This window comes from uncultured Aquimarina sp., from assembly GCF_947492405.1.
Classification (GTDB): domain Bacteria; phylum Bacteroidota; class Bacteroidia; order Flavobacteriales; family Flavobacteriaceae; genus Aquimarina.
Genome location: NZ_CANLMP010000005.1, coordinates 370,493 through 389,610, shown reverse-complemented (window position 1 = coordinate 389,610; position 19,118 = coordinate 370,493). Strand labels below are relative to the sequence as shown.

Annotated in this window: 18 protein-coding genes; 6 read left to right on the top strand and 12 right to left on the bottom strand. The window is 30.0% G+C overall.

Annotated features, from left to right (window positions below; all coding sequences use genetic code 11):
• Positions 1-253: 253 nt before the first annotated feature.
• Positions 254-556, bottom strand: coding sequence for an N-acetyltransferase (locus Q0829_RS19020; RefSeq protein ID WP_298546192.1), 303 nt, complete (start codon positions 554-556; stop codon positions 254-256).
• A 295-nt stretch (positions 557-851) separates the two neighbouring features.
• Between Q0829_RS19020 and Q0829_RS19015 the strand changes: the two genes are divergently transcribed.
• The 3 genes from Q0829_RS19015 (at position 852) to Q0829_RS19005 (ending at position 2,970) form a co-directional block, all read left to right on the top strand.
• The gene (locus Q0829_RS19015; protein ID WP_298546061.1) at positions 852-1,511 is read left to right on the top strand and encodes an alpha/beta hydrolase; all 660 of its coding nucleotides are present in this window, start codon (positions 852-854) and stop codon (positions 1,509-1,511) included.
• Positions 1,512-1,583: 72 nt separating this feature from the next.
• Positions 1,584-2,531: a lytic transglycosylase domain-containing protein gene (locus tag Q0829_RS19010; RefSeq protein WP_298546060.1), complete on the top strand. Its 948-nt coding sequence runs from the start codon at positions 1,584-1,586 to the stop codon at positions 2,529-2,531.
• 70 nt (positions 2,532-2,601) lie between these two features.
• Positions 2,602-2,970, top strand: a complete 369-nt coding sequence (locus tag Q0829_RS19005) for a sulfite exporter TauE/SafE family protein (RefSeq protein ID WP_298546058.1) — start codon at positions 2,602-2,604, stop codon at positions 2,968-2,970.
• A gap of 5 nt (positions 2,971-2,975) precedes the next feature.
• Here the strand turns inward: Q0829_RS19005 and Q0829_RS19000 are convergent, their stop codons facing one another.
• The 3 genes from Q0829_RS19000 to Q0829_RS18990 form a co-directional block, all read right to left on the bottom strand.
• Positions 2,976-3,632, bottom strand: coding sequence for a hypothetical protein (locus tag Q0829_RS19000; protein ID WP_298546057.1), 657 nt, complete (start codon positions 3,630-3,632; stop codon positions 2,976-2,978).
• A gap of 18 nt (positions 3,633-3,650) precedes the next feature.
• Complete coding sequence (locus tag Q0829_RS18995; protein ID WP_298546055.1) at positions 3,651-4,463, bottom strand: redoxin domain-containing protein; 813 nt, start codon at positions 4,461-4,463, stop codon at positions 3,651-3,653.
• 149 nt (positions 4,464-4,612) lie between these two features.
• Positions 4,613-5,128, bottom strand: coding sequence for a DUF2892 domain-containing protein (locus Q0829_RS18990; protein ID WP_118457170.1), 516 nt, complete (start codon positions 5,126-5,128; stop codon positions 4,613-4,615).
• 171 nt (positions 5,129-5,299) lie between these two features.
• Here Q0829_RS18990 and rpmH point away from each other — a divergent pair, with 171 nt between their 5' ends.
• The 3 genes from rpmH (at position 5,300) to Q0829_RS18975 (ending at position 9,045) form a co-directional block, all read left to right on the top strand.
• Entirely contained in the window at positions 5,300-5,458 is a 159-nt protein-coding gene (rpmH, locus tag Q0829_RS18985) for a 50S ribosomal protein L34 (RefSeq protein ID WP_081414554.1), read from the top strand.
• A gap of 109 nt (positions 5,459-5,567) precedes the next feature.
• Positions 5,568-8,420 (top strand): carbamoyl-phosphate synthase large subunit, encoded by a 2,853-nt coding sequence (carB, locus tag Q0829_RS18980; protein ID WP_298546053.1) that lies wholly within the window; start codon positions 5,568-5,570, stop codon positions 8,418-8,420.
• Between the two features lie 118 nt (positions 8,421-8,538).
• Entirely contained in the window at positions 8,539-9,045 is a 507-nt protein-coding gene (locus tag Q0829_RS18975) for a nuclear transport factor 2 family protein (protein WP_298546052.1), read from the top strand.
• A 16-nt stretch (positions 9,046-9,061) separates the two neighbouring features.
• On the opposite strand, the gene Q0829_RS18970 is transcribed toward Q0829_RS18975, so the two are convergent.
• The 8 genes from Q0829_RS18970 to Q0829_RS18935 all read right to left on the bottom strand — a co-directional run bounded on the left by Q0829_RS18970 (position 9,062) and on the right by Q0829_RS18935 (position 19,113).
• Positions 9,062-9,739, bottom strand: a complete 678-nt coding sequence (locus Q0829_RS18970; protein ID WP_298546050.1) for a methyltransferase — start codon at positions 9,737-9,739, stop codon at positions 9,062-9,064.
• The gene (locus Q0829_RS18965; RefSeq protein WP_298546048.1) at positions 9,740-11,260 is read right to left on the bottom strand and encodes a radical SAM protein; all 1,521 of its coding nucleotides are present in this window, start codon (positions 11,258-11,260) and stop codon (positions 9,740-9,742) included.
• Positions 11,257-11,952 (bottom strand): FkbM family methyltransferase, encoded by a 696-nt coding sequence (locus tag Q0829_RS18960; protein ID WP_298546046.1) that lies wholly within the window; start codon positions 11,950-11,952, stop codon positions 11,257-11,259. Before Q0829_RS18960 ends, Q0829_RS18965 begins: the two co-directional genes overlap by 4 nt.
• Positions 11,953-11,982: 30 nt before the next feature.
• Complete coding sequence (locus tag Q0829_RS18955) at positions 11,983-12,870, bottom strand: glycosyltransferase (RefSeq protein ID WP_298546044.1); 888 nt, start codon at positions 12,868-12,870, stop codon at positions 11,983-11,985.
• Positions 12,870-14,534 (bottom strand): ABC transporter ATP-binding protein, encoded by a 1,665-nt coding sequence (locus tag Q0829_RS18950; RefSeq protein WP_298546043.1) that lies wholly within the window; start codon positions 14,532-14,534, stop codon positions 12,870-12,872. Before Q0829_RS18950 ends, Q0829_RS18955 begins: the two co-directional genes overlap by 1 nt.
• 30 nt (positions 14,535-14,564) lie before the next feature.
• On the bottom strand, positions 14,565-16,121 hold the full coding sequence (locus Q0829_RS18945) for a glycosyltransferase family 87 protein (RefSeq protein ID WP_298546042.1): 1,557 nt from the start codon (positions 16,119-16,121) through the stop codon (positions 14,565-14,567).
• A 336-nt stretch (positions 16,122-16,457) separates the two neighbouring features.
• Positions 16,458-17,600 carry a hypothetical protein gene (locus tag Q0829_RS18940; protein WP_298546040.1) on the bottom strand — a complete coding sequence of 381 codons (1,143 nt, stop codon included), beginning with the start codon at positions 17,598-17,600 and terminating at the stop codon, positions 16,458-16,460.
• Entirely contained in the window at positions 17,581-19,113 is a 1,533-nt protein-coding gene (locus Q0829_RS18935; protein WP_298546038.1) for a hypothetical protein, read from the bottom strand. Before Q0829_RS18935 ends, Q0829_RS18940 begins: the two co-directional genes overlap by 20 nt.
• Positions 19,114-19,118 lie beyond the last annotated feature (5 nt).

Below are 19,118 nucleotides of genomic sequence, written 5' to 3'. Positions count from 1 at the left end.
TTAGTCAGAGAGATCTGCCTCAGGCGGGTCGTATCGAAGGCAAGTGAATTTTCGATCAAAAGTCTTGTCGTCCTGAGCTTGTAGTCGGGTCGATATTCCACCTAAGGCGGACGAACAGGCTAGTTTTTCTTCGTTTCACTAAAAAATCACTCAATTTGATGGCTTTTTTAAACCAAACGCTTAGATTTAACTTATTTTAAGGAATAAAAAAACCTGCTTTAGGAGCAGGTTTTACTTTTTTAAAGCGGTATTTCTATATGTTAATTCCTACAGGAAGTAAGTCTTTGTATTTTCTTCTGTTCTTTCTCATAAATTTAGCAATAATAGGACTAGTTGGCACTAGTCTGATATTACGTTCTTCTATAATATTAAAAACCGCTACTATAAAATCTTCAGAATACCCTTTTTCTATTTGTTCTTCGCTCATAACGAGCTTAGTAAGGAATATTTTTCTCTCTTGTTGAGCATACTCGATCTTTGCTTTTTGACCTTCAATAGTAGTCTCGAATTGTCTCAAAAATTCATTATCTACTATTTCTAATTCCACATCGCTCATGTTCTCCATATTTTTTTAATTTACTATTTAATAAAAATTAAAAGGGGTGTTTTAAAATGTATAGTTTTTGATTTTCAGAAATTCAATAATTGTTCTGAAATTAGTTCATGATTTTGCATCGAATTTTATTGTTGTTTTTTTTAACCTAACTAAGATTTGTTAGTTCAATTTTTCCCTTTTACAATAATTTAATACACTGTTTACTTTTTTCTAATAAAGTATTACTATAATTTTGAATTGCAAAGATAAGAAAATTAGCGCTTTAAATACATAAACCACTGTTAAAATACCTAGTATGAAGGAAGTTACCCATGTTTATTTTGTTCCCGGTATGGCTGCAGACGTTTCTATTTTTGAATACATAAGCCTTCCGGAAGATACATATCGGACACATACACTGCCTTGGAAGATTCCTGAAAAAAGGGAATCTATTGAAAATTATGCGCAACGTATGTGCGAAGAAATTGCACATAAATCGTGTGTGCTTATAGGTGTTTCTTTTGGGGGAATGATAGTTCAGGAAATGACTAAGTATCTCAATGTTAAGAAATTGATTATTATTTCCAGTGTAAAGAATAAGCATGAGTTACCAAGAAGAATAAAATTAGCAAGAAAAACGAAAGCCTATAAGTTAATGCCTACTTCATTAGTTTCTAAGATAGATAATTGGGAAAAACTTGCTTTTGGTGATTTTGCAAAAAAGAGAGCTGCTATGTATCAGAAGTACCTTTCTGTAAATGATAAGACATATTTGGATTGGGCAATAGAGAATATTGTATGTTGGGACCAGGAAGAGTCAATCGAAGGAATCATCCATATTCATGGTGATAAGGATATTGTGTTTCCGATTTCTCACATTAAAGATTGTATTACTGTAGAAAAAGGCACACATGTTATGATAATTAATCGAGCAAGATGGTTTAATACCCATTTGCCAGAAATAATTGAGAATTAATTGCCAATATTCCAATATTTTACATTATTTTGGAAACATAGAAATTATTCCCCAATAAAATCTACTTATAAGATGAAGATGATAAGAAAAGTTTTAGTTTTTTTAGGAGTACTATTTACCTTTGGTATATTAGTGAATGCAACACAAGAAGAACCTCAGAAACCAATTGCACAAGAGCTTTTAGAAGAAAAGTTAATTAATGACTACAATGTCTACGCAGTACCAATGCCAGATAATATAAATTTTGCTGGAGAGTTGGTTCCCGTAGAAAATCCGGATATCCGTGAACGAATGGATAGAGAGTTATTGGTTAATACATATTGGCAATCTAATGGATTATTGCTTTTTAAAAGAGCTAATAAATATTTTCCTATCATAGAGCCTATACTTAAAGAAGAAGGAGTTCCTGATGATTTTAAATATCTAGCTGTTATAGAAAGTAGTTTGACTCAGGCGGTTTCTCCTGCAAGAGCTACTGGTTTCTGGCAAATATTAAAGAACACAGGAAAAGAATATGGTCTGGAAGTAAATAATAATGTGGATGAAAGATACCATATTGAAAAATCAACTAGAGTTGCTTGTAAATATTTAAAGAATGCAAAGAAACGTTTTGGTAGTTGGACATTGGCTGCTGCTGCGTATAACGCAGGTCCAGCAGGTATTAATAAGCAATTAAAGAGACAGAATGCAACTACCTATTATGACCTTTTGTTAGGGCAAGAAACAGGGAGATATGTGTTTAGAATTACAGCAGTAAAAGAAATTCTTAGCAATCCTAAAAAATATGGTTTTAACTTTACCAAAGAGGATTTGTATGAGTATATCCCAACATTTAATGTTTTAGTGGATGAACCTATTACTGACTTTAATGAATTTGCAGCTAAGTATAATATCAATTATAAGATTTTAAAACTTCACAATCCTTGGTTAAGAGAAACAAACCTTAACAATGCAACAGGCAAGGAGTATTTGATTAAGATTCCTAGAGAAGGATATTATAAAACTGGAGTAGGTCAATAGTAATTAGTATTCGGATAAATTAATTCCATCTTTTATAGCGCCGTAACTACAATTATTGTAAAATTGTGGTATGGATACAATGACAATTATTTCACTAGTAATAATAGGTCTTTTAGCAGGCTTTTTAAGTGGAACTATGGGAATTGGTGGGAGCGTTGTAATGATACCACTACTGATTTTATGGGTTGGTTTTACACAGCATCAAGCGCAAGGTACTAGTCTTGCAGTACTCTCCATTCCGGTTACATTATTAGCAGCATTTAATTATTATAAAGAAGGTCACGTGAACCTGAAATTTGCAGCGATAATAGCAATTACCTTTATTTTAGGTGGTTATCTAGGAAGTAAGTTTGCAATTTCTGTTAATCAAGCAACTTTAAAAAAGATTTTCGGCGGGATTCTTTTATTAGTTGCCTTGAAAATGATTTTTGGGAAATAAGTAAACTAATTTTTTAGATTATTCCACTCTTCTTCGGTGTGAATGTGATATAAATACAGTTCTGTCTCGGAGTGATCCTCAAAAACTCTTTTATACTTAACAAAACCAATATCTTTTATATAATAACTGTATTGATAGTATGTAAATGTTTGATTTTGATCTTTAATTTTAAAAACATACTCACCCTTTAGTTTGATCGCGTTATAAGTCTTATCTAATATTTTGATTTTTTCGAGACCTTGATAAGTTCTGGTTTTTTCAAAATATACTTCGCCATATCTGGAATCGTATTTAGTGGAATATTTATAGGGTCCAGGATTGTTCCATAAGTATACATTTTGTTCAATTGGTTTAGAAACTTTAGTAGAGGAGGAATCTTCAAGAAGTAAGAATTCTAGCATCTTTGCGCCAGATTCATCAAATTTTTCTTTAAAATATTCAATTTGTTTAAAACCCGAATTAAAAGTTTCAGTGATTAATTCTTTATTTATAGTGTCGGAAATTATTTTCCAATATTCAGTGTCTAAAGAATTTTTATTACTTCTTTTGTACTCGTATATTTTAGGTTCTTGAAAATCCTTTAAGTTGTAATAATATGATTTATAGTCTATTTGGTAACTAAATATATATCCAGGTATTAGGAAGAGGATTAGATTTTTCAAACCGTAGGAATTTGAAAATTAGTTTCTATTATTATTCAACGAGTCTTTTTCTCTTCGATAACGTTCATATTCTTCATCAATGTCTCGTTCTTCTTGAGAACGTGAATCTCTCTCTTTAGTTTCTTTTTTCTTTTCTTTTTCAGAAGCAGTTAATTCACCTTTAGCATCTAAGTCGGCAATCAAGAGAGAAACTCCTTTAGATAAAGAGTTATAATGAATCGTATATGAGTTGCTTAGTGTTTCGCTAGAGTGATGTGTCACAATTTTACGAATGTCTAATAATTTTTTATCACTATCCATAAAATACATCATAGGAAAACCAAGAGAATGTTTTAAATTATTAATGATATAAGAATTTTGATTGGTTTTTTCGTTTACATATAGTAACTGAATATTCTCGCTATATTCACCAACTTTTTCTTTAAGTCTTTCTTTTGTATCCCAAAACAAGACAATAAAATCAATCTGATCATGAAACTTATCTGATAAGTCGTTTAAAGCAGGTATTTCTCCTATACCTGGAACACACCAAGTGGCATATGTAATTAGAAATATAGGTTTTTCAATTTCTTTAAAAGAAATTGGTTCTCCTTTCATAGGACTCATTTTAAAATCGTCCATATAAGTACCTACAAAGTGATTCTGAACAAGCGAATCAAACAAAAATTGTGCATACTCAAGATCTTGATCCTTATATGCTTCATTGCTTTTTAGGTTGTATTTTTTAATATGAGCCGCAACAGCTACAGAAAAAGGAATCTTTCTTTCCAACTGCGCATAAGTACTTCCAAAATATAAAAAGAGTATTCCTAGAATTAATATTTTCTTCATTACAACTTTATTACGGTAGCTAAAGTACTATAAAGTCTTTAAAAATAACAGTTTTAGCTAGGTAAAACCATTTTTTTTGCTTGTTTAGCATTAGACTTATTTTCCCTTTGAACTACTAGATAACGTAATTATAGGTACAATTAGTGTGCCTAAATCTTTTTCATTTGCTGTTTCATCATGGTAATCTGTTCCTTTAACATGCCATGCTTATCTAGTTTCTTAGCTTCTGTCAGGAGATTTTGTGCCTCTCTTTTTCTTCTTTTAGTCATTGCGATCCCTGCAAGATTGAGTTTAGCCACTGCGAGATCCTGATTCATAGATAATCCTAATTTGATAGCTTTCTTGAGGTATTTTTCTGCCTGTGTGATATTAGTCTGAGAAAGCATGATACCCAACAGGTAGTTATAATAACCGTGTTGTTTAGTTGTAAGAGCAGTTTCTGGATTTTTAATTTTATCTAACCATTTCTTGGCTCCGGCAAAATCTTGTTTACGCAATCTTAAGAATGAAAGAAGAATTAATTCATTTTTAAAATATAAAAAGACAAAAATTGAAGCAAGTAAAATTAGCATTATTCCGTTGCCAATATATCCTTCTATCATCTGCCAAATAGCCGTTCCAACAATTAATGCTGCGATTACTAATTTAATATTTTTATTATACATGAAATGTGTTATATTTTTTGTCGCGGCAAAGGTAATAAAAACAATTAAAAATATTTTGATATTTAGGTTTGTGAAAGTAAAAACTCTTTGTATATTTGCCCGCAGTTTTGGGATGACATCCCATTAGTTTTAAAAAAGATATTTCAAGAAGAGTTATAAAGATAGATAGCAATGAAAAGAACGTTTCAACCATCGAAGAGAAAGAGAAAAAACAAACACGGTTTTAGAGAGCGTATGGCTTCTGCTAATGGTAGAAAGGTCCTTGCTCGTAGAAGAGCTAAAGGTAGAAAAAAGTTATCTGTTTCTTCTGAACTAAGACATAAGCACTAATGATTCTAGTGCAATGAAAATATTAAGGTGTTACTTTTAGGAGTAACGCCTTTTTTTGTATCTAGTCGATTCCTAAAAATATTTTTAATACTTCAATACCAACACCAAAATGCCAAAAAACGAAAAACTCAAAAGTATATTGATCATCGGATCAGGACCAATTATCATAGGTCAGGCATGTGAGTTTGATTACTCAGGATCACAAGCTTTACGTTCTTTAAGAGAAGATGGGATAGAAACCATACTAATCAATTCTAACCCGGCAACCATTATGACGGATCCTTCAATGGCGGATCATGTATACCTGAAACCATTGAATACTAAATCTATTATCGAAATCCTTAAAGAGCATCCGCAGATTGATGCCGTATTGCCTACTATGGGAGGACAAACTGCATTAAACCTTTGTATAGAGGCTGATGAAAAAGGAATTTGGAAAGATTTTGATGTAGAAATTATAGGTGTAGATATTGACGCTATTAATATTACCGAAGATCGTGAGCAGTTTAGAGAGTTGATGCTTAAAATAGGTATCGGAATGGCACCACAAGAAACCGCAGGATCTTATTTAAAAGGAAAAGAGATTGCGCAAGAGTTTGGTTTTCCTTTGGTTATTAGAGCATCTTATACATTGGGTGGTGATGGAGCATCGATTGTATATCAAGAAGAAAAATTTGATGAATTATTAACTCGTGGTTTGGAGATTTCACCAATTCATGAGGTAATGATTGATAAAGCATTAATCGGTTGGAAGGAGTATGAATTAGAATTATTAAGAGATGCTAATGATAATGTAGTAATTATTTGTGCGATTGAGAATATGGATCCTATGGGGATTCATACAGGTGATTCTATTACTGTTGCACCAGCAATGACTCTTAGCGATAAAACATATCAGCGTATGCGTGATATGGCAATACATATGATGCGGAGTATTGGAGATTTTGCTGGAGGTTGTAATGTACAGTTTGCAGTTAGTCCTGATGAAAAAGAAGATATTATAGCTATTGAAATTAATCCGCGTGTTTCTCGTTCTTCAGCACTAGCGTCCAAAGCAACAGGATATCCTATTGCAAAAATAGCAGCGAAATTAGCGATCGGTTATACTCTAGATGAGTTAGATAATCAAATTACAAAATCTACTTCTGCGTTATTCGAACCTACTTTAGATTATGTAATTGTAAAAATACCACGATGGAATTTTGATAAATTCGAAGGATCTGATCGAACACTTGGACTGCAGATGAAGGCGGTTGGAGAAGTAATGGGAATCGGACGTTCTTTTCAAGAAGCTTTGCACAAGGCCACACAATCTTTAGAAATAAAAAGAAACGGTCTCGGAGCAGATGGAAAAGGGTATAAAAATTATGATCAAATTATAGAGAAACTTACCAATGCTAGTTGGGATCGTGTTTTTGTGATCTATGATGCAATCCAAATGGGGATTCCATTGAGTAGGATTCACGAGATTACTAAAATTGATATGTGGTTCTTAAAGCAGTATGAAGAATTACATTTATTAGAAAAAGAAATTTCTACATATACAATTCAGTCATTAACTAAAGATTTAATTCTGGAAGCTAAGCAAAAAGGATTTGCAGATAGACAAATTGCTCATATGCTTGGTTGTTATGAAAGTGAAGTGTACAACAAAAGAGATGAATTAGGAATTAATAGGGTGTATAAGTTGGTAGATACTTGTGCGGCTGAGTTTAAAGCGCAAACACCATATTTCTATTCTACTTTCGAGGCGGAGACGCAAACTGCAGATGGAGAAGTTATCGTAGCTAACGAAAGTGTGGTAACAGATAAAAAGAAAATTGTGGTTTTAGGTTCTGGACCTAATCGAATCGGACAAGGAATTGAATTTGATTACTGTTGTGTTCACGGAGTTTTAGCATCTGCCGAGTGTGGTTATGAAACGATTATGATTAATTGTAACCCTGAAACAGTTTCTACAGATTTCGATACAGCTGATAAATTATATTTCGAACCAGTATTCTGGGAGCACATCTACGATATTATTCGTCATGAAAAACCAGAAGGTGTAATCGTTCAGTTAGGAGGACAAACTGCCTTGAAACTAGCGGAAAAGCTAGATCGTTACGGAATTAAGATCATAGGTACAACATTTCAATCCTTAGATCTTGCTGAAGATAGAGGAAGTTTCTCTACATTGTTAAAAGAAAACAATATTCCTTATCCAGAGTTTGATATTGCAGAAACAGCTGATGAGGCATTAGAGGTTGCGGACCGATTAGATTTTCCGATTTTGGTACGCCCATCATATGTATTGGGAGGACAAGGAATGAAAATTGTGATCAATAAGCAGGAATTAGAAGAACATGTAGTTGATTTGCTTCGTAAAATACCGAATAATAAATTGTTGCTTGATCATTATTTGGATGGGGCTATTGAAGCTGAAGCAGATGCAATTTGCGATGGAGAGAATGTTTACATCATTGGTATCATGGAACATATAGAGCCTTGTGGAATTCACTCTGGCGATTCTAATGCTACCTTACCACCATTTAATCTTGGAGAATTTGTAATGCAGCAAATCAAAGATCATACACATAAAATTGCTTTAGCATTAAATACTGTTGGATTAATTAATATACAGTTCGCAATCAAAGATGATACTGTGTATATTATAGAAGCAAACCCAAGAGCTTCTAGAACGGTTCCATTTATAGCTAAGGCTTATGGAGAACCTTATGTAAATTATGCTACTAAGGTAATGTTAGGAGAGAAAAAGGTTACGGATTTTGACTTCAAACCACATTTAGATGGATATGCTATCAAGCAACCTGTATTTTCTTTTAATAAATTCCCGAATGTAAATAAGAAACTTGGACCAGAGATGAAGAGTACAGGAGAAAGTATTTTATTCATTGATGATCTTAAAGATGATCAGTTTTATGATCTTTATTCAAGACGTAAGATGTACTTGAGTAAATAATTATAACAATATATATAATTTTAAATCCCGCTGTTATAGCGGGATTTTTTGTTTATTAATAATTATGTCTTAAAACTAAAGAAAGTTTTAACTTTATACTTTTACCAATACATATATTATGATTAGAATTTTCATTCCTGTTTTTATATTCTTTAGTTCCGTTATGATCGGACAAGTGAACAGTTTAGAAATCCAAAAACACATTGATCAAACGGTTTGGTCACCCTTTCAGAAAGCGTATGAAACTCTGGATGCAGTATCATTAAATGCTATATATGCAGATGAAGTATTACGTGTTACACCAGAGGGTATTGATACGAAGAATGTGTTTAAAACTAAGAATGTAGAACGTCTAAAAGCCTCTAAAGAAAGTAATACACAAATAAAGCTAGATTTCTGGTTCGATAGTAGACATACTAATGAAGATACTTCGTATGAGGTTGGTTTTTATGAGATAGAAATTACTGCAGATGGTGCTACTCAATATATTTATGGACAATTTCATATTGTACTCAAAAAGATGAATGATCAATGGAAAATAACGCAGGATTGGGATACCACCACGATCAATGGCAAATCGATCACTAAAGAAGATTTTGAGAAGAAGAAATCATTGAGATTTTGAATGAAATAGCGCTGGTTTATTGTTGTATTTTTTTATTGGTATTGATTTTAAAAATATAATTGGTTTCTCCAAATATCTTTTTTTCTAAAACAGTTTCAAAAGTATGATTTGATGTTAATGCTATACTTTTTATATATTGAATATTACAATCTTCGGACAGAATCATATAGGTGCAATAAGATTTTGCAATATGGGTAGAAAGTTGCTCAAATAATTTTTCGAAGTATTCGAAATTCTCCCCACAAAACCAAGCTTGTTCTTTAATGTTTTTAGGTTTTTTGGGGTAATACGGAGGGTTTATGATAATATATTCAAAAGTTCTATTTTTTAAATTATCAAATAAATCCGATAAAACTAATTCAACTTTTAAATTATTATTTTCAGAAGCTTTTTTTAAATATTGTAATGCTGTTTGGTTAATATCAGTTGATGTAACAATAGCTCCTTTTTTTGAAGCAAATAACGAAATAATACCAGAACCGCAGCCAAGTTCTAGAAAAATCTTATTTTTTAGGTTCATTGGTTTGATAAAATCAAGTAGAACTTTTGTACTAAGTGTTAGGTGAGGAGGGAACACATCTGGATGTACTTTTACCTCAATTTTGTCATACGTGTATTTTCTAGGTTTTAAATAGAATAATTTTAAACCTAATTTTAAAAATGGATGTGTTATTTTTTTTAGAAAACGTCTCACTTATTCAGAATAAAATCCTTGTATTTCTGGCTGTCGATATTTCCATATTTTATGCATTGCTTTTATTTCATATGGATAGTGATAAATTTCACTTCGATATCTAATACTAGCCACTGTACGTAGTATTTTTTTCTTTACACCTTTAATTCTAAAATCGGATGCTGTAGGATAATATCCATTTAGGACAGTTTCGAAATTTTTAATTTTGTCTACCATTTCGGGTCTTAGCCAGGGTGTTAATGGATTTTTACGGAGATCGAAGTTTTCCCATTCAGGATTTAACCAGTCTTCTAATTTTTTTGGAAAACTAAAACCTGCTTTCTGAATTTGATCATATAATTCAGAACCTTCAGTAGCTACAGGACTGTACAGATAGATAATAATTTCTGAATTAGGGTTTAATTCTTTGATTTCTCTAATAAATTGAATATCCCAATTAATTTGATCCATTACCTTTTTAGGAGAATCAGCAGGCATTCCTAATACAAAAGAAAACTCAGGAATGATGCCAATCGGAGCTAATCTCTTAGCAAAATCTTTTATGGTTTGGCCAGTTTGTGTACCACCTTTATTCATTTGCTTTAATATATCATCATTTCCAGTTTCTGCTCCAAGGAATATCATTTTACACCCTGCATTTTTCATAGTGATTAAATCTTCGTCGCTATATTTATTTATAGTGTCGATTCTTCCTTCTCCCCACCATGTAATGCCGTCATTCATTATTAGTTTAGAAAACTCGACAACTCGTTTTCTGGAAGTGAAAAAATTATTGTCATGAAATTCTATGGCGTCAACTCCATAAGTATCTTTAAAGTATTTTACATCGTTATATACTGTTTGTGCGGATTTTGCTTTCCAACGTCCTTCATATATGGGGACCACAGCGCAGAAAGAGCAAGTAAATGGACAACCAAGACTAGAATGATACGAAAATGTTCGTTCACCAAGAAAAGTCTTACTTAGATAATGTTTTAAGTCATAAAACTTGTTTAAATGTTGATAAGGTAATGGAGGTAATGAATCCTGATCTAATAATTTTTCTTTTTTTGTTTGTATAATTTTTCCATCATTATCTAAGTAAATAAGGTTTTTTATATCATTAATTTTTAAATGATCATTGTTTTCTAAAGCATTCATTAAGGAAGGAAAAGCAACATCTCCAGGACCATTAACAATATAATCAACAAAGTTAGATTGGATACTTACTTTATACTGATTAGATGCAAAATAACCTCCCCAAATGGTTATACTTCCTGGGAATTCCTCTTTAACTTTTTTTGTAAAAGGAATAGCTTGTCTTAACTGAGGACCAGGCATTACAGTAGAACAGAAGTATTTAAATGCTCCGGTATCAAAATAACTTTTAATTTTTTTCCAAGGATCTTTTTCTAGATTTCCATCTATAAACACAAAATCGTGTTTTCCATAAATAGAAGCTCCTACTTGCAGAATGGAGTTAGGTATTCTATGTTTTGCGTTAGCACTCCTTGGGTTGAATATGATGATTTTATTATTCATAAATTTTTTACAAAAATATTACCGTGTAGGCGATCAATAGAAAGTTCTTTAAAAACTGAAATCATTTCATCTTTAGATACCCATTTATTAAGTTCAAATTTTGGTTTTTCATTTAAATTGAAGTTATATATTGTATTAGATTTATCCAATAGTTTTATGATTTCTATAGTATCTAAAATAAAACCTCCTGTAAATTCAAACTCAATTAATGGTATAATATAAGTTAAATTAGAAAGAATTTCTAATTCATATCCTTCTACATCTATTTTACAATAATTAGGAATTCCATAGGTCTCAATAAGCCAATCTATTTTTTTTACTGTAACTTTTTCCGACTGATTCCAGCTTAGTGAGTCGTTACTAAAATAGTCAATAAATTTATTGGAAAACGTTGCTACTTCAATATGACTTCCTAGTCTTAGTTCTTTAGTTTCATTAATACTTCCTACTGCATATTTGTGATATTGAAAATTATGATGCACAATCTTGTCAAGATAAGTATGACATATTGATTGAGGTTCAAAAGCTACTACCTTAGCTCCCAGAGATAAAAAAAGTTCACTTTTAACTCCTTTATTTGCTCCAATATCAAAACACATATCATTTGGGTGAATAAGTTTAGCATAAAACTTCTTATTCTTATATCGATGTAAACTGAATAAGTGCTTAATTTTTTTAATTATTTGAATCACTTAAAATCTATTTTTTTATCATAATTAATATCATTCATTGATAATGAATTTTTGATTAAGTCTAAGTATTTGTGTTTTTAGAAAACGTTTATTATACCATGAGGTCAATTCTGATGTTTTATCTAAAAATTCTGTTGTCTTTTTATGATCTTTTTCTTTTATAAAAAACCGGGCTATTTTAAAGTATACTTCACCTTTATACTTCTTGTATTGATTTTTTGTTATTGCGCTACTCTCAAACAATTTTTTTAAAGTAATTATATAGTTTGTTAATGCAGATACTCTGAGGTTTTTAGATAAATTGTTGTCATGTTCTATTTTATAAGATAAAATCTGAGAACAGTAATAAAAAGGATATTTTGCTGCAGCTCTTAGGAAAAAATCGTGCTGTCCATCGATCATATTTTCATCATATAGATCTATTTCTGATAGTATGGATTTTTTAAAGCTATAAAAAGGATAAGGTAATACTTTATTGTGTAATATTTTTTTAAGGATATTTTGGAAAAAGTCTTTTTTAAATGAATAAATATTGGAGATGCGAGTTTTGTTTGCTCTTAGTATACTTACATTATGGAAAATGAAATTGATATGCTTTTCTTGATTAAATATACTAAATAGCTGAGATAACTTATTTTCTTCCCAGATATCATCAGAGTCTAGTATGCAGATAATATCACCAGATGATTTTCTAATCCCTTCATTTCTTAAAAAACTTCTATGTTTACTTTTTTTGTATTTATGATATATTAATCTATCATCTTTAAAGTTTTTAATGATAAGATTTGTGTTATCTGTAGAGCCATCATCAATAATGATGTGCTCATAATCCTCATAACTTTGCTTCAATACACTAGAAATAGTATCTGTTATCAGATGTGCTCTATTGTGTGTTATGGTGATAATACTAAATTTCATTAGTTGTTATTTAATTCTACAATTTTGTCATATATATTTATCATATTCTTTATGTGGTGCGAAACTAAAATAACGGTGGTTTTGTTTTCAATCGCAAAAGACTTAAGAAATTTTAAAACTTCAACTTCTGTTTCTTTATCTAAATTATTTGTTGCTTCATCTAAAATTAAAATTTCAGGTTTATTAAGGATTGCTCGAATAATACATATTCGTTGGAGCTGACCACCAGATAGATTCGTTCCATCGGATCCAATATAGGTTTCTAGTTGGTCAGGAAACTGTTCTATGACTTTGTCGATCTTGAAAACCTTTAGCAGCTTCTGTATCTTTTGGATATCGTATGTTTTTTTGGATAAAATTAAATTATCAAGAATACTACCTTCATAAATAAATGGACGTTGTGTTAGATAAGTAAAAAGATCAAAGAAGTCATACTTGTTCTCTTCTGTGATTTTGGTATTGTCAACAAAAATTTCACCAGCTGTAGGATTAATTAGTTTAGCTATAATATTTAATAAAGTAGTTTTTCCAATCCCTGAAGCTCCGGATATTGCAATAAATTGCCCTTTGTCTATAGTAAGATTAATATTTTTTAATATTTCTTTTTCATTGTTATAAGAAAAAGAAATATCCTTTAGTATAATTCTATTATCAAAAGAAATAGGAGGCTTTGATACTTCTGTTTTTGTATTTTCTATTGTTCTTTTTTCAATAATATCTAACGTATAAATATTAGATTTTAAGTTAGTAAAAGCTACGTTTAAACGATTTACGGATGGAATTGATTTAAAAAGTAATGAAGCAAAAACTGATAAAAAAACGATAGGAGTTACTCCTCTTAAAGAAAAAGTATTTATTGAAATAAAAATGAAACAAACTAAGAAAACTAATATGATTTCAGTTTGCCTGGAACTATTCAATCTTTTGGATTGTAAGATGGCATAACTTCGATTTAGTTTTTTGTTTGAAACATTAAATTTTTCTAAAAAATGAGCTATTAAACCAGAAGACTTTATAGATAAATATCCATTTAGTAAATTCGTCAGATTACTAATATTGTTATCAAAATCAGAGGAACGGGTTTCATTAATTTTATCAATATCTTTCTGATTATGTCTTTTATAAATGAAAACAATAATCCCCAATATGATAATGATTAGAATCGTGATGGTGTAGTTATAAAACACTCCGATTATACCAAGAATTAATAATAGTGTTACTTCTGAAATAATTATATTCACAGATAATAGAACATTTCCAACAAAGTCATTGGCTACAAAAATGATATCCTTTATGATAGTAGATTTTTTTTGTTGTTTAAATGTGCTATAATTACCTAGTATATAGTGCTTTGATAGTGATAAGGAGTATACAGATCCTAAATCATAGGCTGTTTTCGTCTGAAACTTATTTATTACAATAGCGACATAATTTTTTATTAAAAAGAAAGCTATTACTATGCCTGCTAGTAATAACCTGTTTTTCCCTAAAATTTCGAAAGGTAAAAAGTTAAAAGAACTGTCCTGATCTAACAATGAAATTATTAAAGGGATTAACAGAAATACAGAAAAAATATCTAGAACCAGAAGGATAAATGAAAGTATAAAAAATCGCACAGAAATATTTTCATACCCTCTAGGAATTACCTTTTTAATTCTGATCAAAATTTTATAAAATTTCAACATGTTTATTATTTAATTATTGATCAATGTTTTATGAAAATTGTAAAAACCAAATCCTCTTTGATAATCTGAAAGATAAATTAATGTATTTCCATTTACAATAGCTGGTTTCAACTTATGGGCTGTATCATCTGTTATTTGTTTATCTAAATAATAAACATTGTTATCTTTTAAATAAATATCATTATAGTTAATTGATGTTATCTTGTAATCCGTTTTTTTTGTCTGACTTCCTTTTTCAGACCAATATTTATATACTAGATATCCATTTTTGATAGTATAATCATAAATAATTGATTGTTGCTGATCTTCAAACAACATGTTAGTCTTAGTTAGCATAGCAGGCTTTTTATGTGATAAAGAAGTGACAAGTAAACTTACTATAATACTAATGCTACCTATGGTTAGATGTAATTTATACGATATATGTTTCTCTAAGATTAGAACTAGCCATAAACTTATAAATAGAAATAGTTTAAAAAAAGATAAGGGTAAAGGGAAGTCGAAAAAATATTTTATAGGAAGGTTGCTAATTAGAAATAGTAACAAAAGGATACCAATATTGTTTTTATTTCTAAAATCGAAAGTGTCGGAAAACACCATTATTACTATAAATATTAGTAGAAGACTACTATAATTACTTCCGTAAGGTGATAGTAGATAAGTGGCTAGTATCCAATAAGAGAATCCTTGTATAGCTTGTTTTTTTTTGTAACTAAAGTATAGTCCGTATCCTACTAGAATGATTTTAGATAATAAAAGAAAAAAATGATAATAATATGAATTATCAATTAATGGAAAAGGGTTTTTCGTCTGATGATACACGAAGATGTGTTTTAAAAACATTAAAATAGATTGATAGTTTTTAATGAATTCTCCAGATATTTCACCTTTAGTTGCTTTTGGTAATATGTTTTCGAAGAAAAACATCCAAGAATCAATACCATTTAGATAAATGGAAATTCCTAAAAACCCAAGAGAACAAAATGCAAGAACAATAAGTCCTTTGATTTTTTTTCTAAAGAGTAAGAAAGCAAAAAGTATAATTGGAAAGATTTTTAAAAGAATGGCTAATCCCCATAATCCTCCCATTTTATAATAATTATTTTTTTTGTAAGCTAAAAATCCTTCAGAAATCAAAAAGAAAAGCAATAAATAAACTTGTCCAAATAGGATGTTGTTTTTAATAGGAAAAAAAAACAATAAAAGAATGGTAAGGTAATGGATATATGGAATCTTATATTCATTGAATAAATTCCGTAAAGCGTAAATAAATAAAAGAAGACTAGTAATGTTAAAGACAAGTTTAGCTGTGCTAAAGCTGACTAAAGTAAAAGGCCAGAAGAACATTGCTAAGAAAGGAGTATTTGGAGCGTAACTCGCAAAAACGTTTTTTTGAATCTCGAATATATGTTGATTAAACCAGATCGGGTCATATATGACTGGAGAAAAAAGTCCACGATCTAGAAAATAAGCACCAAAATAATAGTTTGCAAAATCGTGTGGTAAGAACCAGTAAGATTTAATTAAGTAATAGATCCCAAATATTATAAATGGTAATATATACATCCAGAATTTATGTTTGTCTAAAACCCTCATTACCTATATAAATTCGATTTTGTTATTTTATCTTGATGTAAAAAGTATACAATCGAAACTCTAACCATAATGAATCCATATTTAACGCTTCTTTTGAAATTTATAAAAGAAGTTTTCCTAAAGTATTTAGTAGGATATAAAACCTTTCCTAAACAACGATTATAGAAACAAAGTCCTACTAACATTTTATTATCGAAAATAACATCATTCATAATATCAAAGGGAATATCATTATATGTTTTTTGTAGCCTTCTTTTCATGGTATATGCGGGAAGAATAATTGCTATTTTTTTAAAATTCAGCATGTTAATTTATGTAATTGATCTCATTAGGTGATTTTTCTCTAATGTTTTCTGGAACCTCCAGTGTTTTCCAAGGAGCTAAAGCATCTATCTCTTTTCTATGATATAAGTCACCCAAAAAATCAAATTCGTGATGTCTATGGGTTTCAAGTTTATGTAATTTTGTTTGTATTTCTTCAATAGTCATTCCCCATTCATTAGATAAGTGTTCTGCAGAAGGCTCCATAAATGCTATGTAAGATACTTCCATTTCGGTATGTAATCTTTTATTTCTTATTTCCTTATCCTGCCATATACTGTCTTGATATGATCTAAGCTGTTTATTGTAGTGGTCTAGAGTGTCTTGTAATTTTTGGAAGGAAAGATAACCATCGTGATCCTTTTGTTTTCTAAATACGGGCTGTATACTAGTTTCATGACACCAGATACATTTTGCTGGTTTTCCTGCCCTGGTAATTTGATTATCAGCGGCATCCTTTAGATTTCCATTACGGTCATAGATACCAAACTTTAGTTGTCCATTATTCATAACCTCTACTGTTTCATATTCAAATATCTCTTTAGTGATAGAATCGATTTCTGCAGATATATAAGCTTGTTCTTTCTGGGGATTAGATTTTGAGTATGAAATTATCCGATCTACCAGAGATACGCTAGAATTATCGATATAACCATTAATAGAATCAAAAACATATAAAGAATTGTAATCTTCTAATTTATTAGGGATATTAACGATTCTGTAGTAATGATAAGAACTACCAATGGTAAGTGCTATATATCTTCCTAGATCAATAGAATTGTTGTTTTGATATTCTTCTGTTTTTTTTAGTTTAGAGTTCAGTTTTTGTAGATATCTAGAAGCGTTCTTATTAAATTTAAGTTGGTTTAGATTTAGAGAAATAATCTTTTGGTTATCGGTAGAGATACCTTTTGTAATACTATCAGATGCTAAATCTGAACCTAGAAAGGATAAACACCATTTTAGAGCTATCACATTTTTGGTGAATGTGTCAGAAGGATAAGATTTATTCCATTTTAAATTAATTTTTTGGTTCTTGGCAGAAGAGCTGCAAGAAACTACTAAAATTAATAATGTAATCGTTATTAGAGTAAACGAAATAGGATGTTTATATTTTTGATATTTCATATATATAATAACTTTCTTTTGAAACTATATTTTTAGTAAAACTTTTTAGGAATTTATATTTCAAATTATTGCTAATTGCTTTATATTCTTCTATCGGTATTGCCGCAATTGATATAAAAATAGCACTTTGACCTGCATTATTTATGATGTTTTCTAAAGAATTAACTAATTCAGTTTTAGAGTTAGAAATAGTAGAGTTTCCTCTATTCCAAGTACAATAACTTTGAAAACTATTCGTATTTGTGAAAAATAGAGGAGTCTCAAGATAACTGCTTAAGGGTGTTCCTTCGCACCATTGTGTAATTACTATTTTATCAGTAAGTTTTGATTCTTGTAAAAACTCTACGGTTTGTTTGGAGCTAGAGAAGGGTAGAAGAAGATCAAAACTGTAAGATACAATTCCCGAAAACATTTGGATTATCAGGATACTATAAATAAGAATATTCTTTATTTTCTTATGTGTTAGTAATGAAAACCAAGAGTTAAATATGTTTTTTTTTAATGGATAATCATTTTCCATCCATAATCCTGTAATTATAAATAAAAAGTTCAAACCAAAATATCTTGGTGCCGATAATTGGGTAATAAAAAAGAATAGAGAAGTGCCTAAAATCCCTAGGTACACGTATAACAAGGTCATTTTGTTTTTATAAAAAATAAATAGAGGAAAAAAAATACTGAGTATTCCCAAAACCGATGACAAGGGTTTACTAATATTTACAATGAAATGAGAATTCCAAAAATGTATTGTCCTGAAGTCTGGAATGGTGAAAATTCCTTTAAAAAAGGTGATAAAACTTCTAGTAACCTTTTGAAATAAAGAAAAATCTTCAGCTCTTTCAAAAAAAGAAGTATCAGAAGGAGGTATAATTTGAATAATTGCTAAAAGGATACCAATGGCAAAAATAGATACACCAAATATCATTTTAGTAGAAATATATGGTTTGGTTTTTTTGATATATTCTAGGCATACAATAAACATTATACAAGTTGTGATTATAACAAAAATGGCGTGCGTATTGCTAGCTATTGCAAGAAGTATTGAAAAAAGTAGAATCTTTTCTTTACGATATCTATAAATACTAAGGGCAAGAAACAGGAAAAGTATTCCTAAATTATAATTTCTACTTAACAAAGTATATTCAAAGAATATAAAATAACCAAAAATGAATAATACTTTGAATAGTAATGTAAAAGGAGATTTTGTAAGAAATACAAGAACTAATATAGAAGATATAATTATGTGAAGCAATTGCATCCAAAATGGATTTAAGGAGAACTTACTAATAAAGAAAAGTAGCATATTCCATAGTATTGGATGGCCTTCGTATTTTGTATTGTCTATTAAATCTATTATCGATGTACTATCTCTAGCTAATAACCAATGATGAGATTCATCTAACCACAATTCATGATGTAATATCCCGATTAAACTAAGCGTAAAGAATACACACGTAATAAAGAAATAAATTAGATTTTTTTTATTCCAAAATGTGGAGTCAATACTACCCATAGGAG

Excerpts from the sequence above, each read along its gene's own strand:
- Q0829_RS19020 (WP_298546192.1), bottom strand. The coding sequence starts at position 556 with ATGAGCGATGTGGAATTAGAAATAGTAGATAATGAATTTTTGAGACAA.
- Q0829_RS19015 (WP_298546061.1), top strand. The coding sequence starts at position 852 with ATGAAGGAAGTTACCCATGTTTATTTTGTTCCCGGTATGGCTGCAGAC.
- Q0829_RS19010 (WP_298546060.1), top strand. The coding sequence starts at position 1,584 with ATGAAGATGATAAGAAAAGTTTTAGTTTTTTTAGGAGTACTATTTACC.
- Q0829_RS19005 (WP_298546058.1), top strand. The coding sequence starts at position 2,602 with ATGGATACAATGACAATTATTTCACTAGTAATAATAGGTCTTTTAGCA.
- Q0829_RS18995 (WP_298546055.1), bottom strand. The coding sequence starts at position 4,463 with ATGAAGAAAATATTAATTCTAGGAATACTCTTTTTATATTTTGGAAGT.
- Q0829_RS18990 (WP_118457170.1), bottom strand. The coding sequence starts at position 5,128 with ATGTATAATAAAAATATTAAATTAGTAATCGCAGCATTAATTGTTGGA.
- rpmH (WP_081414554.1), top strand. The coding sequence starts at position 5,300 with ATGAAAAGAACGTTTCAACCATCGAAGAGAAAGAGAAAAAACAAACAC.
- carB (WP_298546053.1), top strand. The coding sequence starts at position 5,568 with ATGCCAAAAAACGAAAAACTCAAAAGTATATTGATCATCGGATCAGGA.
- Q0829_RS18975 (WP_298546052.1), top strand. The coding sequence starts at position 8,539 with ATGATTAGAATTTTCATTCCTGTTTTTATATTCTTTAGTTCCGTTATG.
- Q0829_RS18965 (WP_298546048.1), bottom strand. The coding sequence starts at position 11,260 with ATGAATAATAAAATCATCATATTCAACCCAAGGAGTGCTAACGCAAAA.
- Q0829_RS18955 (WP_298546044.1), bottom strand. The coding sequence starts at position 12,870 with ATGAAATTTAGTATTATCACCATAACACACAATAGAGCACATCTGATA.
- Q0829_RS18945 (WP_298546042.1), bottom strand. The coding sequence starts at position 16,121 with ATGTATATATTACCATTTATAATATTTGGGATCTATTACTTAATTAAA.
- Q0829_RS18940 (WP_298546040.1), bottom strand. The coding sequence starts at position 17,600 with ATGAAATATCAAAAATATAAACATCCTATTTCGTTTACTCTAATAACG.
- Q0829_RS18935 (WP_298546038.1), bottom strand. The coding sequence starts at position 19,113 with ATGGGTAGTATTGACTCCACATTTTGGAATAAAAAAAATCTAATTTAT.